The sequence below is a fragment of the Streptomyces sp. R28 genome (assembly GCF_041052385.1).
In the GTDB taxonomy this organism is placed as follows: domain Bacteria; phylum Actinomycetota; class Actinomycetes; order Streptomycetales; family Streptomycetaceae; genus Streptomyces.
Window position 1 is genome coordinate 5,439,471 of the sequence record NZ_CP163439.1, and the last position, 19,088, is coordinate 5,458,558.

Sequence of the window (19,088 nt, forward strand, 5' to 3'; positions counted from 1 at the left end):
GTGCCGTCATGACGGTCATGGAGCAGCGAGGCGCGTACCGGCCATCGCCGCCGCCCGCCTGGCAGCCCCGCATGGACCCCGCGCCGCTGCTGCCCGACGCGGAGCCGTATCGCGTCCTCGGCACCGAGGCCGCCGCGAAGGCCGACCCCGGCCTGCTGCGCCGGCTCTACGCCGAGCTGGTGCGGGGCCGTCGGTACAACGCGCAGGCGACCGCGCTCACGAAGCAGGGTCGCCTCGCCGTGTACCCGTCCACCACCGGCCAGGAGGCCTGCGAGGTCGCCGCCGCGCTGGCTCTTCAGGAGCGCGACTGGCTGTTCCCCAGCTACCGCGACACCCTCGCCGCCGTGGCCCGCGGCCTGGACCCCGTTCAGGCGCTGACCCTGCTGCGCGGTGACTGGCACACCGGATACGACCCGCGCGAGCACCGGGTGGCCCCCCTGTGCACCCCGCTCGCCACCCAGCTCCCGCACGCCGTCGGCCTCGCGCACGCCGCCCGCCTCAAGGGCGACGACGTGGTCGCGCTCGCCATGGTCGGCGACGGCGGCTCCAGCGAGGGCGACTTCCACGAGGCGCTGAACTTCGCCGCCGTCTGGCAGGCGCCGGTCGTCTTCCTGGTCCAGAACAACGGCTTCGCGATCTCCGTCCCGCTCGCCAAGCAGACCGCGGCCCCGTCACTGGCCCACAAGGCCGTCGGCTACGGCATGCCCGGCCGGCTGGTCGACGGCAACGACGCGGTCGCCGTGCACGAGGTGCTGAGCGACGCCGTACGGCACGCCCGCGAGGGCGGCGGACCGACGCTGATCGAGGCGATCACCTACCGCATCGACGCCCACACCAACGCCGACGACGCGACCCGCTACCGCGGCGACTCCGAGGTGGAGACCTGGCGCGGGCACGACCCGATCGCGCTGCTGGAGCACGAACTGACCGAGCGCGGCCTCATCGACGAGGCCGGCAAGCAGGCCGCGCGGGACGCCGCCGAGGCGATGGCCGCCGACCTGCGCGAGCGCATGAACCAGGACCCGGTGCTCGACCCGATGGACCTGTTCGCCCACGTCTATGCCGAGCCCACCCCGCAACTGCGCGAACAGCAGGCCCAGTTGCGCGCCGAGCTCGATGCCGAGTCGGAAGGGTCGCACCGATGACCACCGTCGCCGTCAAGCCGGCCACCATGGCGCAGGCCCTCACGCGCGCGATGCGCGACGCCATGGCCGAAGACCCCACCGTGCACGTCATGGGCGAGGACGTCGGCACCCTCGGCGGAGTCTTCCGGGTCACCGACGGGCTCGCCAAGGAGTTCGGCGAGGACCGCTGCACGGACACGCCGCTGGCCGAGGCGGGGATTCTGGGCACGGCGGTGGGCATGGCCATGTACGGCCTGCGCCCGGTCGTGGAGATGCAGTTCGACGCGTTCGCCTACCCGGCGTTCGAGCAGCTGATCAGCCACGTCTCGCGGATGCGCAACCGCACACGCGGCGCGATGCCGCTCCCCATCACCATCCGCGTCCCCTACGGCGGCGGCATCGGCGGCGTCGAGCACCACAGCGACTCGTCCGAGGCGTACTACATGGCGACTCCGGGGCTCCATGTCGTCACGCCCGCGACCGTCGCCGACGCCTACGGGCTGCTGCGCGCCTCCATCGCCTCCGACGACCCCGTCGTCTTCCTGGAGCCCAAGCGGCTGTACTGGTCGAAGGACTCCTGGAACCCGGACCACCCGACGGACGTTGAACCGATTGGCCGCGCGATGGTGCGGCGCTCGGGCCGGAGCGCCACGCTCATCACGTACGGACCGTCCGTGCCCGTCTGCCTCGAAGCCGCCGAGGCGGCGCGGGAGGAGGGGTGGGACCTGGAAGTCGTCGACCTGCGCTCGCTGGTGCCGTTCGACGACGAGACGGTCACCGCCTCGGTACGGCGGACCGGGCGAGCGGTCGTCGTGCACGAGTCGGGCGGGTTCGGTGGCCCGGGAGGGGAGATCGCGGCCCGGATCACGGAGCGCTGCTTCCACCATCTGGAGGCGCCGGTGCTGCGTGTGGCCGGGTTCGACATCCCCTACCCGCCGCCGATGCTGGAGCGTCACCACCTGCCCGGCGTGGACCGGATCCTGGACGCCGTGGGGCGTCTGCAGTGGGAGGCCGAGAGCTGATGGCACAGGTGCTCGAGTTCAAGCTCCCCGACCTCGGGGAGGGGCTCACCGAGGCGGAGATCGTCCGCTGGCTGGTGGAGGTCGGTGAGGTCGTCGCCGTCGACCAGCCGGTCGTCGAGGTCGAGACGGCCAAGGCGATGGTCGACATCCCCTGCCCCTACGCCGGCGTGGTCACGGCCCGCTTCGGCGAGGAGGGCACGGAGCTGCCCGTCGGGGCGCCGCTGCTGACCGTGGCGGTGGGGGCGCCCCCGGCCGGCGACGAGACCGAGGGCTCCGGGAACGTGCTGGTGGGGTACGGCACCTCGGAGGCACCGGCGCGGCGCAGGCGCGTACGGCCGACCGCGCCGACGACACCGGCGGGGCAGCCGGCGGGCGTGGCGGCCAACGGTGCCGCCGCGCGCGAGGGCATGCCGACCGCCGAGCGCGCCACCGCGCCGGGCGTCGCGCGCCCCGTCGGCACGGCTGCGGGGCACGGCCCCGTCGGCCACGGCCCTGACGGGGCACCGGCCGGCGAGGAGACCCGCGGTGAGGGCCCCGTACCCGTGATCTCCCCGCTCGTCCGCCGCCTCGCCCGCGAGCACGGCCTGGACCTGAGGGAGCTGCACGGCTCCGGACCGGACGGGCTGATTCTGCGGGCCGACGTCGAGTACGCGCTGCGGGCCGCCGAGGCGCACGGGCGGACGGCCAAGCCGTCGGCCGAGCCGCACCCGCGCGTGACACCGACGACCCCGGCCCCCTCCGCTGCCGTCCCGCCCGCGCAGGCCCCCGTCCGCTCCTCCGCCCCCGTCGGCGGCATCCGCACCCCCCTCAAGGGCATCCGCGGCGCCGTGGCCGACAAGCTCTCCCGCAGCCGGCGGGAGATCCCGGACGCCACCTGCTGGGTGGACGCCGACGCGACCGAACTCATGCGGGCACGGACGGCGATGAACGCAGCCGGTGGGCCGAAGATCTCCCTCCTCGCCCTGCTGGCCCGCATCTGCACCGCCGCCCTCGCCCGGTTCCCCGAGCTCAACTCCACGGTCGACATGGAGGCCAGGGAGATCGTCCAGCTCGACCAGGTGCACCTCGGATTCGCCGCGCAGACCGAGCGGGGCCTCGTCGTCCCGGTCGTACGGGACGCGCACGCGCGGGACGCGGAGTCGCTGACCGCGGAGTTCGCCCGGCTGACCGAGGCGGCCCGCACGGGCACCCTCACGCCCGCGGAACTCACCGGCGGCACCTTCACGTTGAACAACTACGGCGTGTTCGGCGTCGACGGCTCCACGCCGATCATCAACCACCCCGAGGCCGCGATGCTCGGTGTCGGCCGCATCATCCCCAAGCCCTGGGTGCACGAGGGGGAGCTGGCGGTGCGGCAGATCGTCGAGCTCGCGCTCACCTTCGACCACCGGGTCTGCGACGGCGGTACGGCAGGGGGTTTCCTGCGGTACGTGGCGGACTGTGTGGAACAGCCGGCGGTGCTGCTGCGCACGCTGTGACACCACCCCCGAGGCCGGCTGCTTCCCCTGCGTTCCCTGTGATCGTGGAGGCACGCATACTCGGGGGGTGACCGCGTACGAACCGCCGGGCGCGCAAGCCGCCGCCGACGCCCCGCAGGAGTCCGGGCACGACGTCGCCCACGACGCCGTCGTGCTCGCCGGCGGCGCCGCGCGGCGGCTCGGCGGCGCCGACAAGCCCGGGGTGCGCGTCGGCGGGCGGGCGCTGCTCGACCGGGTGCTCGCCGCCTGCGCCGACGCGCGGTCCACCGTCGTCGTCGCCGACCCCCGTCCGACCGCGCGCCCGGTCACCTGGGCACGCGAGGACCCGCCCGGCGGGGGCCCGCTGGCCGCACTCGACGCCGGGCTGCGCCACACCACCGCGGAGCGGGTCGTCGTCCTCTCCGCCGACCTGCCGTTCCTCGACTACGGCACGGTACGGCGGCTGCTGGCCGCCCTGCACACCAGCGGCGCCGACGGCGCGCTGCTCACCGACGCCGACGGGCGCGACCAGCCGCTCGTCGCCGCGTACCGAGCGTCCGCGCTGCGCCGCGAACTGGACGCGCTCGCCCAGGGCAACGACGGCCTCACCGGCCTTCCCCTGCGCCGGCTGACCGGCGCGCTCGAGCTCACCCGCGTCCCCGACCCCGTCGCGTCCTTCGACTGCGACACCTGGGACGACATCGCCACCGCCAGGGCACGCATCAGGGAGCATGGGCACGTGTTGGATGAATGGATTTCCGCAGTCAAGGACGAGCTCGGCATCGAGCTCGACGTCGACACCAAGGTCCTGCTCGATCTCGCCCGCGACGCCGCCCACGGCGTGGCGCGGCCCGCGGCCCCGCTGACCACCTTCCTGGTCGGGTACGCGGCAGCGCAGGCAAGGGGAGGCGAGGCAGGCCCCGAAGCCGTGGCCGAGGCGTCCCGCAAGCCCGCCGCGCTCGCCCTGCGCTGGGCGGAGGAGGCCGCCGCCAAGTCCGACGCGGCCCCCGACGCCACGCCCGACACCCGCCCGGACGCCGGATGACCGCCCGCGGTATCCAGGCGGACGGGGACGCGGAGGACCTCGACGTCGAGGAGGTGCTCGCCCTAGTGAAGGAACACCACGGCCCCCACACCCCCGGCGATCACGGCCCCCACACCCCCGGCGACCACGTGCCCGCACCCGGCCAGCACGCCCCGGGTTCCCACAACCCGGGCCGCCACCACAAGGCCACCCCCTGGCGCGAAGCCCGCGACACCGCCGCCCGCGCCGCGCGTGCCACCGCCCGGTCCGCCGGTCGCGCTCCCGTCTCCGTCCCCCTCGACGCCGCCCTCGGCCTCACCCTGGCCGCCCCCCTGACCGCTCTCACCGACCTGCCCTCCTTCGACACCTCGGCGATGGACGGCTGGGCGGTCGCGGGCCCCGGCCCCTGGGCCGTACGGGACGAAGGGGTGCTGGCCGGGCACGCCGAGCCCGAGCCGCTCACCGACGGCGAGGCCGTCCGGATCGCGACCGGCGCCCGGATCCCGCCGGACACCACCGCCGTCCTGCGCAGCGAGCACGGCCGCATGGACGCCAAGGACCGGCTGCACGCCACCCGGGAGATCCAGCCCGGCCAGGACATCCGCCCCCGCGGCCAGGAGTGCCGTAACGGCGATCAACTGCTCGCCGTCGGCACCCTCGTGACCCCGGCCGTACTCGGCCTGGCATCCGCCGCCGGATACGACACCGTCACCGCCGTACCGCGCCCCCGCGTCGAAGTCCTCGTCCTCGGCGACGAGTTGCTCACCCAAGGGCTCCCGCATGACGGGCTGATCCGCGACGCCCTCGGCCCGATGCTGCCGCCCTGGCTGCGCGCACTCGGCGCCGAGGTCACCTCCGTGCGCCGGCTCGGCGACGACGCCAAGGCCCTGCACAAGGCGCTCACCCGCTCCACTGCCGACCTCATCGTCACCACCGGCGGTACCGCGGCCGGCCCCGTCGACCACGTCCACCCCACGCTGCAGCGCATCGGCGCCGAGCTCCTGGTGGACGGCGTCAAGGTGCGGCCCGGTCACCCCATGCTGCTGGCCCGCACCAAGGAGAACCAGCACCTCGTCGGCCTGCCCGGCAACCCGCTCGCCGCCGTCTCCGGCCTCCTTACCCTCGCCGAGCCCCTGCTGCGCACCCTCGCCGCCCACCCGGCCCCGGAGCCGTACACGCTGCCCCTGAAGGAGGCGGCGCACGGGCATCCGTACGACACCCGGCTCATCCCCGTCGTGCTGCGCGGCGACCATGCCGTGCCGCTGCACTACCACGGGCCGGCCATGCTGCGGGGCATGGCGGCGGCCGACGCCGTCGCCGTCGTACCACCGGGCGGTGTCCGCGCGGGTCAGGAGACCGAACTGCTCGACCTGCCCTGGGCGAGTGCCGGCATCGAGGTGTGTTTCACGTGAAACTTCCGGGCCAGGACGCGATCGCCCGTCGGGCGGACGAGCGGGTCGCGACCTATCGGGTGAAGCTCCCGAAGAAGATCGTGGAGCATCCGTTCCGGCAGGTGGCCAAGCGGGTCACCCTGGCCCTGATGCTGCTCGTGGCGACGGCCTTGATCGTCTACGCCGACCACGACGGCTACAACGACAACTCCGACGGCTCCGTCGACCTTCTCGACGCCTTCTACTACGCGACCGTCAGCCTCTCCACCACCGGCTACGGCGACATCACCCCCGTCAGTGACGGCGCCCGGCTCACCAACATCTTCGTCATCACGCCCCTGCGAGTGCTGTTCCTGATCATCCTGGTCGGCACCACGCTCGAGGTCCTCACCGAACGGACCCGGGAGGAATGGCGTCTGACCCGCTGGAGGTCCACCTTGCGTGACCACACCGTCGTCGTCGGCTTCGGAACGAAGGGGCGTTCGGCGATCCAGACCGTCTGCGCGACGGGCCTGAGGAAGGACCAGGTCATCGTGGTCGACCCCAGTTCCAAGGTGATCGAGGCGGCGGTCGCGGACGGCTACGCCGGGGTCACCGGGGACGCCACGCGCAGCGAGGTCCTGAAGCGGGCCGAGGTGCACAAGGCGCGGAAGATCATCATCGCGACCCAGCGCGACGACACCGCCGTCCTGGTGACGTTGACGGCCCGGCAGCTCAACCGCGGGGCGAAGATCGTGGCCGCGGTGCGCGAGGAGGAGAACGCACCGCTGCTGAAGCAGTCCGGCGCCGACGCGGTCATCACCAGCGCCAGCGCGGCCGGTCGGCTGCTCGGCCTCTCCGTGCTCAGCCCCGCCGCCGGCATGGTCCTGGAGGACCTGATCCAGCAGGGCAGCGGGCTCGACATCGTCGAACGGCCGGTCATAAGGGCCGAGGTGGGCAAGAGCCCGCGGCAGACGGACGACCTGGTGGTGAGCGTCGTACGCGGGCACCGGGTGCTCGGATACGACGATCCGGCCGTCGGGACACTGGAGTTGACGGACCGGCTCATCACCATCGTGCGGGCGACGCCGGGCAGCCAGGTCGCACCCGACGACCGGCGTCTGCCCCAGGGCTGAAGCCCCGCCCGCCTGCTCGGGCTTGGTTGCCTGCGCCGAGGACGCCGTAGATCGTGCCGGCCGGAACCGCGAGGTCCACGCCGTCGACGGCCCGTGTCTCACCGAACGTCTTCACCAGGCCTGCCGTCTCGATCGCGAGGCCGGACGTCGTCTGCGTGGTCATGTTTCGGGCCCTTCCGAGTGGCGGTCCTTCCGCGTTCATGGGCTGCGTATGGGGGGACTTGTACGAGCGCGCGAACTCATCGGTGGGGCCCAGGATTTTTCGACCGCACCCGCCCAAGGACCGAGGGACAAGGGGCCGAAGGCCGAGGAGTAGCGTCCGTGCCATGCATGCGATCACGATTCCCGAACCTGGTGGGCCCGAGGCGCTGGTGTGGGACGAGGTCCCCGATCCCGTGCCCGGTGAGGGCGAGGTGCTGGTCGAGGTGGTGGCCGGGGCCGTCAACCGCGCCGACATCCTGCAGCGCCAGGGCTTCTACAACCCCCCGCCCGGCGCCTCCCCCTATCCCGGCCTGGAGTGCTCCGGCCGGATCGCCGCGCTCGGCTCCGGCGTCTCCGGCTGGTCCGTCGGCGACGAGGTGTGCGCGTTGCTCTCGGGCGGAGGCTACGCCGAGAAGGTCGCCGTGCCGGCCCGCCAGCTGCTGCCCGTACCCAAGGGCCTGAGCCTGACGCAGGCCGCCGCACTGCCCGAGGTGGTGTGCACCGTCTGGTCCAACGTCTTCATGATCGCCCACCTCCGCCCCGGCGAGACCCTGCTCGTGCACGGCGGCTCCAGCGGCATCGGCACCATGGCCATCCAGCTCGCCAAGGCCGTCGGCGCCAAGGTCGCCGTCACGGCGGGCACCCGGGAGAAGCTGGACCGGTGCGCCGAGCTGGGCGCCGACATCCTGGTCAACTACCGGGAGCAGGACTTCGTCGCCGAGCTCAAGAAGGCCACCGACGGCGCCGGAGCCGACGTCATCCTCGACAACATGGGCGCCAAGTACCTCGACCGCAACGTCCAGGCCCTCGCCGTCAACGGCCGCCTCGCCATCATCGGCATGCAGGGCGGCATCAAGGGCGAGCTCAACATCGGTGCGCTGCTGGGCAAGCGCGGAGCCATCAGCGCGACCTCGCTGCGTGCCCGTCCGCTCGGCGAGAAGGCGGCGATCGTCGCGGCCGCGCGCGAGCACGTGTGGCCCCTGCTGGACGCCGGCCACGTCCGCCCGGTCGTCGATCGCGAGATCCCGATGAACGACGCCGCCGAGGCTCACCGGGTGGTGGAGGAAAGCGGGCACGTCGGCAAGGTGCTCCTCGTCGCACCGTAGGGCTGTCGTCCGCCGCGCCGAGGGCACGCCCTAGCCGCGCCGCAGCCGGAGACCGACGAAGGCGAGGCCCAGACCGAGCCCGATGAGCACCAGCCCGCTGCCGAGGGGCAGGACCTGCAACATGGGCTCGGCGGGACCCTCGGCATGCGGGCCGGGCTGCCGTACGGGACGGGCCGACGGGGCGGCGGACACCGTGGCGGGGTCCCGGGCGGAGTCACCGGCGCCGTCCGGGCTCTCGGCGACGCCCCCACCATCGTCCTCACCCTCGCCCGCGTCCTCGGGCAACGCAGAGCCCTCGCCCTCCTCGTCGCCCACGCCGCCGTCCGGCTCCTCCTCCGCGGCTCCCTCGTCCGCCGCTTCCTCGTCCTCCAACGGCCCCTTCTCCCGCCCCGGCCGCTCCCGCCCCTCACCAGCCCGGCTCCCGGCACGGGACGGCTTGTCGGACGGGTCGGGACGGGCGGCGGCGGGGGCGTGGGCGTGGGCAGGAGAGGTGGATGACGCCCGGGATTCCCTGGCCTCTCCGGACTCCCTGGACGGCGTGGAGAGGCCGGAAGAGCCGGAGGAGGCGGAGGGTGCCCCGGGCGGAGCCTCGGCGGAGGAGGAAGGCCGGGACGCGGCCGAGGAGCTGGAGGAAGCCTCGGAGCCGGTCACGGGTGTGGAGGGGGACGCGGCCGCACGGGGGGAGCCGCACGCCCCCGAACCCGGAGATCCGGAAGGAGGCCGGTGCGTGGCCGGGGAGCCTGAGGAGGCCCGGGTGGCGGCGGTGGGGCCGGAGGAATCGCCGGATGCGGCAGCGCCATGCGGGCCCCGCAGTGGCCCCTCAAGGCCGTACGACACCCCGCTCCCGCTCACCCCCACGACCAGCCCCGCCACCAGCACGACCAGCGTTCCCGCAGACCGCAGCGCCTGAAGAGCCCGCTGACCTCCCCAAGCCAGCAGCGCCCGCCGAGCCGGCACCGCCCGCACGCCCCACCACACCCCGGGCGAGGGCGCGAACCCGCTGTCCGGGACGAACTCGGCGGCGGCCGTCGGTGCCGGCCAGGACAAGGCGGGCGGGCCGCCGAAAGCAGCACGTGTCCGCCGCCCCCGCGTCACCCCCAGCAGCCATGAAGTCACGGAACCAGCCTCACAGCACCCCACGAACCCGGCATTTCAGACTCCGCCACCCGACCGAATCGGGCGCACAATCCGGTTATGTCGATACGACACGGGCTGCTGGCGCTCCTGGAACCCGGCCCCCGCTACGGCGCACGGCTGCGCACCGAGTTCGAGGTGCGTACGGGCGGGACCTGGCCGCTGAACATCAGCCAGGTCTACACGGCCCTCGGCCGGCTGGAGCGGGACGGCATGGTCGTCCAGGACGGCGTGGACGAGGCGGGGCGGGCGCTGTACGCGCTGACGGAGGTGGGCCGCGCCGAGCTGCGGGCCTGGTACGAACGGCCCGTGGAGCGGGTGAGCCCGCTGCGCGACGAGCTGGCGATCAAGCTGGTGATGGCGGTCAGGGCGCCCGGCGTCGACGTACGGGAGGTCGTGCAGGCGCAGCGCAGGCATGTGGCCCAGACCCTGCACGGCTATGTGCGGCGGCGGGCCGAGGCGCTGGCGCGGGCGCACGAGCACCCCGACGAGATGGCCCGGCTGCTCGTCCTGGAGCAGCTCGTGTTCCACGCCGAGGCGGAGAGCCGCTGGCTCGACATCTGCGAGGCCCGCCTGCTGCGGCTCACCCAGGCAGGGCAGGCAGGGCAGGCAGGACGGGCAGGACAGGCAGGACGGGCCGGAACCGTCGAGGAATGACGGAAAGTCCCGCAACGTAAACGGTGGATCTCTCCCCACGGGGGGCACCACGATGATGAGCTGTACGGGTGCGAGAGAATGGCGGCATGGAGATGCCGAGGAACGAAAGGCCGTCCGAGAACCCCCAGATCCTGGTCGTGGGCCAGGACGGGATGGCGCTCACCGGCGGCAACGGAGACGAGGACTCCCGCGAGATCCCGGTGACCGAGCAGGTCGAGCAGCCGGCGAAGGTCATGCGGATCGGCAGCATGATCAAGCAGCTGCTCGAAGAAGTGCGCGTCGCTCCCCTGGACGAGGCGAGCCGGGTCCGGCTGAAGGAGATCCACGCCAGTTCCGTGAAGGAACTGGAGGACGGCCTGGCGCCGGAGCTCGTCGAGGAGTTGGAGCGGCTCTCCCTGCCGTTCACGGACGAGGTGACCCCGAGCGACGCGGAGCTGCGCATCGCGCAGGCCCAGTTGGTCGGTTGGCTGGAGGGCCTCTTCCACGGCATCCAGACCACGCTCTTCGCCCAGCAGATGGCTGCCCGGGCCCAGCTGGAGCAGATGCGCCGCGCCCTCCCGCCGGGAGTCGGCGGCCACGAGGACGGTGAGCAGCGCCCGGGGGGCCGCTCGGGCGGGCCGTACCTGTAAGACCTGGAACGCCACAGACCCCGTACGCCACAGACCCCGTACGTCACAAACCCGGTACCTACGACCCGATACATACGAGAAGGGCCCGGCAGCCAGTGCTGCCGGGCCCTTTCGGATCAGGTCGCGGGTGTGGCTGTGAAGCTCACTCCGGATTGCCCGTCGAGACCGTGAACTTCATCGTCGGCGGGTTCTTCGGGTCGAAGTCCGTGCCCGCCTCGGGGGACTGCACCAGCACCGTGCCTTGGCCGTACGTGTTCTCGTTCTTGTCGGTCGTTTCGTACTTCCAGTCGGCGGCCTTGAGGCACTCGACGACCGAAGGCCAGTACTGGTACGAGAAGTCAGGCATCCGCACCTTCTCGGGGTCGAGGTACGACTCCCGCGGCTCGGTGCACGTGGTCGTCTCGACCGTCCTCGAGCTGTCCCCCGCCCGGTATCCGGCCGCCTTCGTGGCCGGCGCCGACGTACTCGTGCCGTCCCCGCCCGCGTCGTCCTCGGTGCCGCCGCCGGTCAGTGTCAGTGCCGCGATCAGGCCGCCCACCGCGACGATGGAGACGACGATCGAGCCGATGATCACCGCGCGGTTGCTCTTGCCGCCGCCCGAAGTGGTCTGCGGCTGGGGCGAGATGGTGTAAGGCGGCGGGGTGGGGTGGCCCGGCTGCGGGGAGTACGCCGCCGGCGGCGGTGTCTGGTAGCCGGGCTGCTGCTGCGGGTAGCCGTACGACGGCGCGGGCGTCGCGGGCGGCGGGGTGCCGTACGGGTTCGGCGCGGGAGTCGGTGCCGGGGCCGGCTGGTACGGCGTCTGGACCGGGCCCCCGGGCGGCGGCGCCTGGCCGACCGGCGGGAACACCGAGGCGCCGACGCCCTGGCCGCTCTGCGCCTGAGAGCCCGGCACGATGCTCGGCGGGGCCGCCTGGAAGGACGCGGCCACGCGCAGGCACTCGTCGCGCATGGACTCGGCGCTCGGGAAGCGCTCGTTCGGGTTCTTCTTCAGTGCGCGGGCGACCAGCGCGTCCACGGCGGGCGGCAGGGCGCGGTTGATCGAGGACGGAGCGACCGGCTCCTCCTGCACATGCGCGTACGCGATCGCCAGCGGCGAGTCCGCCTCGAACGGCAGCCGCCCGGTGACGAGTTGGAACAGCATGATGCCGACCGAGTAGAGGTCGGAGCGGGCGTCCACCCCGCGGCCCAGCGCCTGCTCCGGGGAGAGGTACTGCGGCGTGCCGACCACCATGCCGGTCTGTGTCATGGACGTCACACCGGACTGCATGGCGCGCGCGATGCCGAAGTCCATGACCTTGACCACGCCGCGCTTGTTCATCATCACGTTGCCCGGCTTGATGTCCCGGTGGACCAGGCCCATCTCGTGGCTGATCTCCAGCGCCGCGAGCACATCCGCGGTGATCTTCAGCGCCTTGTCGGCGGGTACCGCGCCGAACTGCCGTACATCCTCGTCGAAGACCGAGCTGAGCGGGCGGCCCTCGATGTACTCCATGACGATGTACGGCGTCGTCATGCCGTCGACATCGTCCTCGCCGGTGTCGAAGACGGAGACGATATTGGTGTGCGTGAGCTTGGCCACGGCCTGGGCCTCGCGGCGGAAGCGCTCGCGGAACGCCGGCTCGCGGCCGAGTTCGGTGTGCAGGGTCTTGACCGCGACCTGCCGGTCGAGCACGGCGTCGTACGCGAGATGCACCGAGGCCATGCCGCCCTCGCCGAGCAAGTCGCGCAGCTGATAGCGGCCGCCGGCGAGCGCCCGCCCCGCGTACCGGCCCTGTGCGCCGTCCTGGCTCATGTGCTGCGTCCCCCGTAGCCTCTTAAGGCGCCTGCGATGCCGTGGATTGCCGTGGATCGGGTTTGATCCCGAGTGATCCAAGTGCTATTCCCGGCCAAGTCTGCCCCACGGCACTGACAGGTCAAGCGCGGTGCCCGTTCCGTGACCGTACGCGAAGGAAGCGTCGCGGAAGAGTTACCGGGGCAGTACGGGCGGTACACAGAATTTGCACGAGCGGACGGGGTACCGGTTTGATGGCCGGTCCCTCTCCTTCCGGTTGGGGCGGCCTTCTCGGACCGACGGCTTGCGCGGAGGCTGTAGCGTGGCCGACGGAGACCGTAACAACACCGCGCGCACCGCGGGCAGAAACGACGGCGAGGACCGATGGCACAGCAGCAGCGCGCTCAGGGCCCGTCCGACCCCGAGGCGGCTGGCGGCGGTATGTCAGACGCGCCGGAGATGTGGGGTAATGGCGGGCTTGTCGGGGACGGCCGTTACCGGCTGACCCGCAGACTCGGCCGGGGCGGCATGGCCGAGGTCTTCGCGGCCGAGGACGTGCGCCTCGGACGCACCGTGGCGGTCAAGCTGCTGCGCTCCGACCTCGCCGAGGACCCGGTGTCCAAGGCCCGCTTCACGCGCGAGGCCCAGTCGGTGGCCGGCCTCAACCACCACGCGATCGTCGCCGTGTACGACTCCGGCGAGGACTTCGTGGGCGGCCACAGCGTGCCGTACATCGTGATGGAGATCGTCGAGGGGCGGACCATCCGCGACCTGCTCCTCAACGCCGAGGCGCCCGGCCCCGAGCAGGCGCTGATCATCGTCTCCGGCGTCCTGGAAGCGCTCGCCTACTCGCACCAGCACGGCATCGTGCACCGCGACATCAAGCCCGCCAACGTCATCATCACGCACAACGGCGCCGTGAAGGTGATGGACTTCGGCATCGCCCGCGCCCTGCACGGCGCGCAGTCGACGATGACGCAGACCGGCATGGTCATGGGCACCCCGCAGTACCTGTCGCCCGAGCAGGCGCTCGGCAAGGCGGTCGACCACCGCTCCGACCTGTACGCGACGGGCTGCCTGCTCTACGAACTCCTCGCGCTGCGGCCCCCGTTCACCGGCGAGACCCCGCTGTCGGTGGTCTACCAGCACGTCCAGGACATCCCGACGCCCCCGTCCGAGTTCTCCGACGGCTGCCCGCCGGAGCTCGACGGCCTTGTCATGCGCTCGCTCGCCAAGGAGCCGGACGACCGGTTCCAGACGGCCGAGGAGATGCGCGGCCTCGTCCAGTACGGCCTGCAGATGCTGTACGACCACGGCGGCCACACCGGCACCTGGAACACCGGTCCGGTGGCGATGCACGACGGCCGGCACACCCCGGCGGCGGGCTTCGCGAACACGACCGTCATGGGGCACCCCTCGGACTCCGGCTCCGGTACGACGCAGATCCCGAAGCCGATCCTGCCCTCCGGGTACGGCGGCGGGGACGAGGGTGGCTTCGAGGGGCACGGCAACAAGGGCAGCGGCCGAGGCAAACTGTGGATCCTCGCCGTCCTCGCGGTGATCGCGATCGCGGCGGGCGTCGCGCTGGCGCTGAAGGGCACCGGTTCGAACAGTCCCGACACCGACCCCACGCAGAAGCCCACCACCACGCAGACCACCGAGGACAAGTCCACCGAGACGCCGAGCGACGAGCCGACCGAGGAGCCCACCGACACGGCCACGGACGACGGCACCGGCGCGGGCACCGACCCGGACTACACGCAGTCGTACGAGCCCTCGTACACGCCCACCGAGGAGCCGACCGAGGAGCCGACCACGGCCGAGCCGACCGAGGAGCCGACCACGGCCGAGCCGACCGAGGAGCCGACGGAGGACCCCACGGAGGAGCCCTCGGATCCGCCGACGCTGCCGACACCGACGGGCGACGGCGTCTGACCGGCCTCACGGCACCGTCTCACTGACGACTCAGCCCCACGCGCGCGTGCGGCCCGGAAACGGGCTTCACGCGCGCGTTCCGTTTGCGGGACCGCCCAGTGGCCGGAATGCGCACCGTCGTGTCGGCCGTAGCAGCGGACACGCTTCGTGATCGCGGGCGGAATTTCCTGATTCTTCCGTCTTCGTGTGTGTGCTCAGCGTCACGCGAGATGAGTGATCTCGCCCTCGGTTGCTCTTCCCGTGACCTGGGTCACCGATATAACGTGCCGTTGTTCCGGCCCCCTGCAAGGCTGTGACCAGGACTTGTTCCGGACTTTCGCGATTTACTTGGAAATCCAAGCAAAATCGCAGGTCAGGAGGGGTTTCACAGAAATGTGGAGCACTGGGTAACGTGCCTGTTGCAGGGCGCTCGCCGGGGCACCTGTCACGCCTGTTCCCGCACGAGCCGCACCCACCCTGTGCGTCCGTAGGGCTGCAGGTGAGCCGCACTGGCACCCGGCGAACCCGGGAGCCGGACCGACGGAGGAGCACACGTGACCGTGGAGAGCACTGCCGCGCCGAAGCCGCGACGCAGCGCCGGTACCAAGAGCACGGCCGGCAAGCGCACGACCGCAAGGAAATCGCCAGGCACCGACCCCGAACTGGTGCAGTTGCTGACGCCCGAGGGCAAGCGCGTCAAGAACGCCGAGTTCGACAAGTACGTCGCCGACATCACCCCCGAAGAGCTCCGCGGCCTCTACCGCGACATGGTGCTCACCCGCCGCTTCGACGCCGAGGCCACCTCCCTGCAGCGCCAGGGCGAGCTGGGCCTGTGGGCGTCGCTGCTCGGCCAGGAGGCCGCCCAGATCGGCTCCGGCCGGGCCACCCGCGAGGACGACTACGTCTTCCCGACCTACCGCGAACACGGCGTCGCCTGGTGCCGCGGGGTCGACCCGGCCAACCTGCTCGGCATGTTCCGCGGCGTGAACAACGGCGGCTGGGACCCGAACAGCAACAACTTCCAGCTCTACACGATCGTCATCGGCTCCCAGACGCTGCACGCGACCGGGTACGCCATGGGCATCGCCAAGGACGGCGCCGACAGCGCGGTGATCGCGTACTTCGGCGACGGCGCCTCCAGCCAGGGCGACGTCGCGGAGTCCTTCACCTTCTCCGCGGTCTACAACGCCCCGGTCGTCTTCTTCTGCCAGAACAACCAGTGGGCGATCTCCGAGCCGACCGAGAAGCAGACCCGCGTCCCGCTCTACCAGCGTGCGCAGGGCTACGGCTTCCCGGGCGTACGCGTCGACGGCAACGACGTCCTGGCCTGCCTGGCCGTGACGAAGTGGGCGCTGGAGCGTGCCCGCAGCGGCGAGGGGCCGACGCTGGTCGAGGCGTACACCTACCGCATGGGCGCCCACACCACCTCCGACGACCCGACCAAGTACCGGGCCGACGAGGAGCGCGAGGCGTGGGAGGTGAAGGACCCGATCCTGCGTCTTCGCTCGTACCTGGAGGCCTCAAACCACGCGGACGAGGGATTTTTCGCGGAACTGGAGACCGAGTCCGAGGCGTTGGGCAAACGAGTGCGCGAAGCGGTCCGCGCCATGCCGGACCCGGACCACTTCGCCATCTTCGAGAACGTGTACGCGGACGGACACGCACTCGTCGACGAGGAGCGCGCCCAGTTCGCCGCCTACCAGGCGTCGTTCGCGACTGAATCTGACAGCGGCTCCGCCGCGGTTTCGGGGGTCTGACATGGCAGCGGAAAAGATGGCTCTGGCCAAGGCGATCAACGAGTCGCTGCGCCGCGCCCTGGATTCCGACCCCAAGGTCCTGATCATGGGCGAGGACGTCGGCAAGCTCGGCGGCGTCTTCCGGGTCACGGACGGCCTGCAGAAGGACTTCGGCGAGAGCCGCGTCATCGACACCCCGCTGGCCGAGTCGGGCATCGTGGGTACCGCGATCGGTCTCGCCCTGCGCGGCTACCGCCCGGTGGTGGAGATCCAGTTCGACGGCTTCGTCTTCCCGGCCTACGACCAGATCGTCACGCAGCTCGCGAAGATGCACGCGCGCTCGCTGGGCAAGGTCAAGCTCCCGGTCGTCGTGCGCATCCCCTACGGCGGCGGCATCGGCGCGGTGGAGCACCACTCGGAGTCCCCCGAGGCCCTCTTCGCGCATGTCGCGGGCCTGAAGATCGTCAGCCCATCCAACTCGTCCGACGCGTACTGGATGATGCAGCAGGCCATCCAGAGCGACGACCCGGTGATCTTCTTCGAGCCGAAGCGGCGCTACTGGGACAAGGCCGAGGTCAACACGGAGGCGATCCCGGGCCCGCTGCACAAGGCGCAGGTCGTCCGCGAGGGCACGGACCTCACGCTGGCCGCCTACGGCCCGATGGTGAAGCTGTGCCAGGAGGTCGCCGCCGCGGCCGCCGAGGAAGGCCGGAACCTGGAGGTCCTGGACCTGCGCTCGGTCTCCCCGCTCGACTTCGACTCCATCCAGGCCTCCGTCGAGAAGACCCGCCGCCTGGTCGTGGTCCACGAGGCCCCGGTGTTCTTCGGCTCGGGCGCGGAGATCGCCGCCCGGATCACGGAGCGCTGCTTCTACCACCTGGAGGCTCCGGTGCTGAGGGTCGGCGGCTATCACGCCCCGTATCCGCCGGCGCGCCTGGAGGAGGAGTACCTGCCGGGCCTGGACCGGGTGCTCGACGCCGTCGACCGTGCCCTGGCGTACTGAGGAGAGGGTCGTGACGACGATGACGGAAGCGTCCGTGCGCGAGTTCAAGATGCCCGACGTGGGCGAGGGGCTCACCGAGGCCGAGATCCTCAAGTGGTACGTCCAGCCGGGCGACACGGTCACCGACGGTCAGGTGGTGTGCGAGGTCGAGACGGCCAAGGCGGCCGTCGAGCTGCCCATCCCCTACGACGGGGTGGTCCGCGAGCTGCGCTTCCCCGAGGGCACGACGGTGGACGTCGGTGTGGCGATCATCGCCGTGGACGTGGCGGGCGGGACGGCCGTGCCCGGTGCCGAGGCGCCGGCCCAGGCTCCCGCTCCCGCCGAGAAGGAGCCGGAGGAGGCCAAGCCGCAGGGCCGCCAGCCGGTGCTGGTCGGCTACGGCGTGGCCGCGTCCTCGACCAAGCGCCGCCCGCGCAAGGGAGCCGACGTCCCGCGCCAGGAGCCCTCGACGGCGACGCGGGCCCTGCAGTCCGAGCTGAACGGCCACGGCCCCGCCGCGGCGGTGACGCCCAACCGGCCGCTGGCGAAGCCGCCGGTGCGCAAGCTGGCGAAGGACCTGGGCGTCGACCTGGCCACGGTGACCCCCACCGGCCCCGACGGCATCATCACGCGCGAGGACGTCCACGCGGCGGTGGCCCCGCCGGCCCCGGCTCCCGTGCCGGTGTCCCAGCCCGCGCCGGTCACCGCCCCGGTGGCCACGTCGGCGCCGGTCGCCACGTACGACGCGGCCCGCGAGACCCGTGTCCCGGTGAAGGGCGTCCGCAAGGCGACCGCGGCCGCGATGGTCGGTTCGGCGTTCACGGCGCCGCATGTCACGGAGTTCGTGACGGTGGACGTGACGCGCACGATGAAGCTGGTCGAGGAGCTCAAGCAGGACAAGGAGTTCGCGGGCCTGCGCGTGAACCCCCTGCTGCTGATCTCCAAGGCCCTGCTGGTCGCGATCAAGCGGAACCCGGACGTGAACGCGTCCTGGGACGAGGCGGCCCAGGAGATCGTGCAGAAGCACTACGTCAACCTGGGTATCGCGGCGGCGACCCCGCGCGGTCTGATCGTGCCGAACATCAAGGACGCCCACACCAAGACGCTCCCGCAACTGGCCGAGGCGCTGGGCGAGTTGGTGTCCACGGCGAAGGAAGGCAAGACGTCCCCCGCCGCGATGCAGGGTGGCACCGTCACCATCACCAACGTCGGCGTCTTCGGCGTCGACACCGGCACCCCGATCCTCAACCCCGGCGAGTCCGCGATCCTCGCGGTCGGCGCGATCAAGCTCCAGCCGTGGGTCCACAAGGGCAAGGTGAAGCCGCGTCAGGTCACCACGCTGGCGCTCAGCTTCGACCACCGTTTGGTGGACGGGGAGTTGGGCTCCAAGGTGCTGGCCGACGTGGCGGCGATCCTGGAGCAGCCGAAGCGGCTGATCAGCTGGGCGTGAGCTGAGCGGCGGCCCCTGTTTTCGGACGGGGGCCGCAGGATCAGTCCCAGGGCCTGTCTTTCAGATCACCTCGGGGGCATAGGGCCGGCACGCTCATCGGCACTGGTCAGGAGCCGCTTCCCGGAGCCGATACAGCTATGGCTACTTCCGCCATCGGCGGACGACGCCGAGAATCTGGGTGAGCACCTTGAGGGCCGCCTGCCGACGGGTCGACTTCCTTGACCATACGGCGGGCAGTACGACGCCTGCGTAGAGCGCGGCGAAGACCCCGACCGCGATCAGTGCGGGCAGTTGAAACGAGTGGAACGTCAACGTCATGGCGGTTCCTCCGGAACGTCAGGCGACTGCTTGCGGAACGAGATTCGCCCAACAGGG

The 19,088-nt window shown here is 71.9% G+C and carries 17 protein-coding genes and 1 pseudogene; 14 read left to right on the top strand and 4 right to left on the bottom strand.

The window, feature by feature from the left end; genetic code table 11:
• Nucleotides 1-8: 8 nt before the first annotated feature.
• The 6 genes from pdhA (AB5J49_RS24205) (at nt 9) to AB5J49_RS24230 (ending at nt 7,133) form a co-directional block, all read left to right on the top strand.
• Nucleotides 9-1,145, top strand: a complete 1,137-nt coding sequence (gene pdhA / locus AB5J49_RS24205) for a pyruvate dehydrogenase (acetyl-transferring) E1 component subunit alpha (protein WP_369170701.1) — start codon at nt 9-11, stop codon at nt 1,143-1,145.
• Complete coding sequence (locus AB5J49_RS24210; RefSeq protein WP_369170702.1) at nt 1,142-2,146, top strand: alpha-ketoacid dehydrogenase subunit beta; 1,005 nt, start codon at nt 1,142-1,144, stop codon at nt 2,144-2,146. Before pdhA (AB5J49_RS24205) ends, AB5J49_RS24210 begins: the two co-directional genes overlap by 4 nt.
• Nucleotides 2,146-3,624: a dihydrolipoamide acetyltransferase family protein gene (locus AB5J49_RS24215; protein ID WP_369170703.1), complete on the top strand. Its 1,479-nt coding sequence runs from the start codon at nt 2,146-2,148 to the stop codon at nt 3,622-3,624. The genes AB5J49_RS24210 and AB5J49_RS24215 overlap by 1 nt, the downstream gene beginning before the upstream one ends.
• 151 nt (nt 3,625-3,775) lie before the next feature.
• Nucleotides 3,776-4,648: an NTP transferase domain-containing protein gene (locus AB5J49_RS24220; protein WP_369175239.1), complete on the top strand. Its 873-nt coding sequence runs from the start codon at nt 3,776-3,778 to the stop codon at nt 4,646-4,648.
• Complete coding sequence (locus tag AB5J49_RS24225) at nt 4,645-6,039, top strand: molybdopterin molybdotransferase MoeA (protein ID WP_369170704.1); 1,395 nt, start codon at nt 4,645-4,647, stop codon at nt 6,037-6,039. The genes AB5J49_RS24220 and AB5J49_RS24225 overlap by 4 nt, the downstream gene beginning before the upstream one ends.
• Entirely contained in the window at nt 6,036-7,133 is a 1,098-nt protein-coding gene (locus AB5J49_RS24230; protein WP_369170705.1) for a TrkA family potassium uptake protein, read from the top strand. The genes AB5J49_RS24225 and AB5J49_RS24230 overlap by 4 nt, the downstream gene beginning before the upstream one ends.
• A 34-nt stretch (nt 7,134-7,167) precedes the next feature.
• Here AB5J49_RS24230 and AB5J49_RS24235 read toward each other — a convergent pair.
• A pseudogene (locus tag AB5J49_RS24235) lies at nt 7,168-7,296 on the bottom strand (daunorubicin/doxorubicin resistance ABC transporter ATP-binding protein DrrA); the annotation flags it as partial.
• 163 nt (nt 7,297-7,459) lie between these two features.
• On the opposite strand from AB5J49_RS24235, the gene AB5J49_RS24240 reads away from it, so the two are divergent.
• Nucleotides 7,460-8,440 carry an NAD(P)H-quinone oxidoreductase gene (locus AB5J49_RS24240; protein WP_369170706.1) on the top strand — a complete coding sequence of 327 codons (981 nt, stop codon included), beginning with the start codon at nt 7,460-7,462 and terminating at the stop codon, nt 8,438-8,440.
• Nucleotides 8,441-8,470: 30 nt separating this feature from the next.
• Here AB5J49_RS24240 and AB5J49_RS24245 read toward each other — a convergent pair whose 3' ends face one another.
• The gene (locus AB5J49_RS24245) at nt 8,471-8,812 is read right to left on the bottom strand and encodes a hypothetical protein (RefSeq protein ID WP_369170707.1); all 342 of its coding nucleotides are present in this window, start codon (nt 8,810-8,812) and stop codon (nt 8,471-8,473) included.
• A gap of 118 nt (nt 8,813-8,930) precedes the next feature.
• Here AB5J49_RS24245 and AB5J49_RS24250 point away from each other — a divergent pair, with 118 nt between their 5' ends.
• From AB5J49_RS24250 to AB5J49_RS24260, 3 genes are all read left to right on the top strand, one after another.
• On the top strand, nt 8,931-9,350 hold the full coding sequence (locus AB5J49_RS24250) for a hypothetical protein (RefSeq protein WP_369170708.1): 420 nt from the start codon (nt 8,931-8,933) through the stop codon (nt 9,348-9,350).
• Nucleotides 9,351-9,634: 284 nt separating this feature from the next.
• Entirely contained in the window at nt 9,635-10,231 is a 597-nt protein-coding gene (locus tag AB5J49_RS24255; protein ID WP_369170709.1) for a PadR family transcriptional regulator, read from the top strand.
• Nucleotides 10,232-10,317: 86 nt separating this feature from the next.
• A complete protein-coding gene (locus AB5J49_RS24260; protein WP_369170710.1) occupies nt 10,318-10,860 on the top strand; it encodes a bacterial proteasome activator family protein in 543 nt (180 codons plus the stop codon).
• 142 nt (nt 10,861-11,002) lie between these two features.
• On the opposite strand, the gene AB5J49_RS24265 is transcribed toward AB5J49_RS24260, so the two are convergent.
• Nucleotides 11,003-12,652 (bottom strand): protein kinase, encoded by a 1,650-nt coding sequence (locus tag AB5J49_RS24265; RefSeq protein WP_369170711.1) that lies wholly within the window; start codon nt 12,650-12,652, stop codon nt 11,003-11,005.
• A 363-nt stretch (nt 12,653-13,015) separates the two neighbouring features.
• On the opposite strand from AB5J49_RS24265, the gene AB5J49_RS24270 reads away from it, so the two are divergent.
• The 4 genes from AB5J49_RS24270 to AB5J49_RS24285 all read left to right on the top strand — a co-directional run bounded on the left by AB5J49_RS24270 (nt 13,016) and on the right by AB5J49_RS24285 (nt 18,713).
• Nucleotides 13,016-14,566, top strand: a complete 1,551-nt coding sequence (locus tag AB5J49_RS24270) for a protein kinase (protein ID WP_369170712.1) — start codon at nt 13,016-13,018, stop codon at nt 14,564-14,566.
• Between the two features lie 533 nt (nt 14,567-15,099).
• Nucleotides 15,100-16,302, top strand: a complete 1,203-nt coding sequence (gene pdhA, locus AB5J49_RS24275; RefSeq protein ID WP_369170713.1) for a pyruvate dehydrogenase (acetyl-transferring) E1 component subunit alpha — start codon at nt 15,100-15,102, stop codon at nt 16,300-16,302.
• A gap of 1 nt (nt 16,303) precedes the next feature.
• Nucleotides 16,304-17,284 (top strand): alpha-ketoacid dehydrogenase subunit beta, encoded by a 981-nt coding sequence (locus tag AB5J49_RS24280; protein ID WP_369170714.1) that lies wholly within the window; start codon nt 16,304-16,306, stop codon nt 17,282-17,284.
• 10 nt (nt 17,285-17,294) lie between these two features.
• Entirely contained in the window at nt 17,295-18,713 is a 1,419-nt protein-coding gene (locus AB5J49_RS24285) for a dihydrolipoamide acetyltransferase family protein (protein WP_369170715.1), read from the top strand.
• A 141-nt stretch (nt 18,714-18,854) separates the two neighbouring features.
• Here AB5J49_RS24285 and AB5J49_RS24290 read toward each other — a convergent pair whose 3' ends face one another.
• The gene (locus tag AB5J49_RS24290; protein ID WP_369170716.1) at nt 18,855-19,031 is read right to left on the bottom strand and encodes a hypothetical protein; all 177 of its coding nucleotides are present in this window, start codon (nt 19,029-19,031) and stop codon (nt 18,855-18,857) included.
• Nucleotides 19,032-19,088: the final 57 nt, after the last annotated feature.

What these genes read in the sequence shown, in the direction of transcription:
- AB5J49_RS24280 (WP_369170714.1), top strand. Translation starts at nt 16,304, where the DNA reads ATGGCAGCGGAAAAGATGGCTCTGGCCAAGGCGATCAACGAGTCGCTG.
- AB5J49_RS24260 (WP_369170710.1), top strand. Translation starts at nt 10,318, where the DNA reads ATGGAGATGCCGAGGAACGAAAGGCCGTCCGAGAACCCCCAGATCCTG.
- pdhA (WP_369170701.1), top strand. Translation starts at nt 9, where the DNA reads ATGACGGTCATGGAGCAGCGAGGCGCGTACCGGCCATCGCCGCCGCCC.
- AB5J49_RS24265 (WP_369170711.1), bottom strand. Translation starts at nt 12,652, where the DNA reads ATGAGCCAGGACGGCGCACAGGGCCGGTACGCGGGGCGGGCGCTCGCC.
- AB5J49_RS24210 (WP_369170702.1), top strand. Translation starts at nt 1,142, where the DNA reads ATGACCACCGTCGCCGTCAAGCCGGCCACCATGGCGCAGGCCCTCACG.
- AB5J49_RS24225 (WP_369170704.1), top strand. Translation starts at nt 4,645, where the DNA reads ATGACCGCCCGCGGTATCCAGGCGGACGGGGACGCGGAGGACCTCGAC.
- AB5J49_RS24215 (WP_369170703.1), top strand. Translation starts at nt 2,146, where the DNA reads ATGGCACAGGTGCTCGAGTTCAAGCTCCCCGACCTCGGGGAGGGGCTC.
- AB5J49_RS24290 (WP_369170716.1), bottom strand. Translation starts at nt 19,031, where the DNA reads ATGACGTTGACGTTCCACTCGTTTCAACTGCCCGCACTGATCGCGGTC.
- AB5J49_RS24255 (WP_369170709.1), top strand. Translation starts at nt 9,635, where the DNA reads ATGTCGATACGACACGGGCTGCTGGCGCTCCTGGAACCCGGCCCCCGC.
- AB5J49_RS24270 (WP_369170712.1), top strand. Translation starts at nt 13,016, where the DNA reads ATGGCACAGCAGCAGCGCGCTCAGGGCCCGTCCGACCCCGAGGCGGCT.
- AB5J49_RS24240 (WP_369170706.1), top strand. Translation starts at nt 7,460, where the DNA reads ATGCATGCGATCACGATTCCCGAACCTGGTGGGCCCGAGGCGCTGGTG.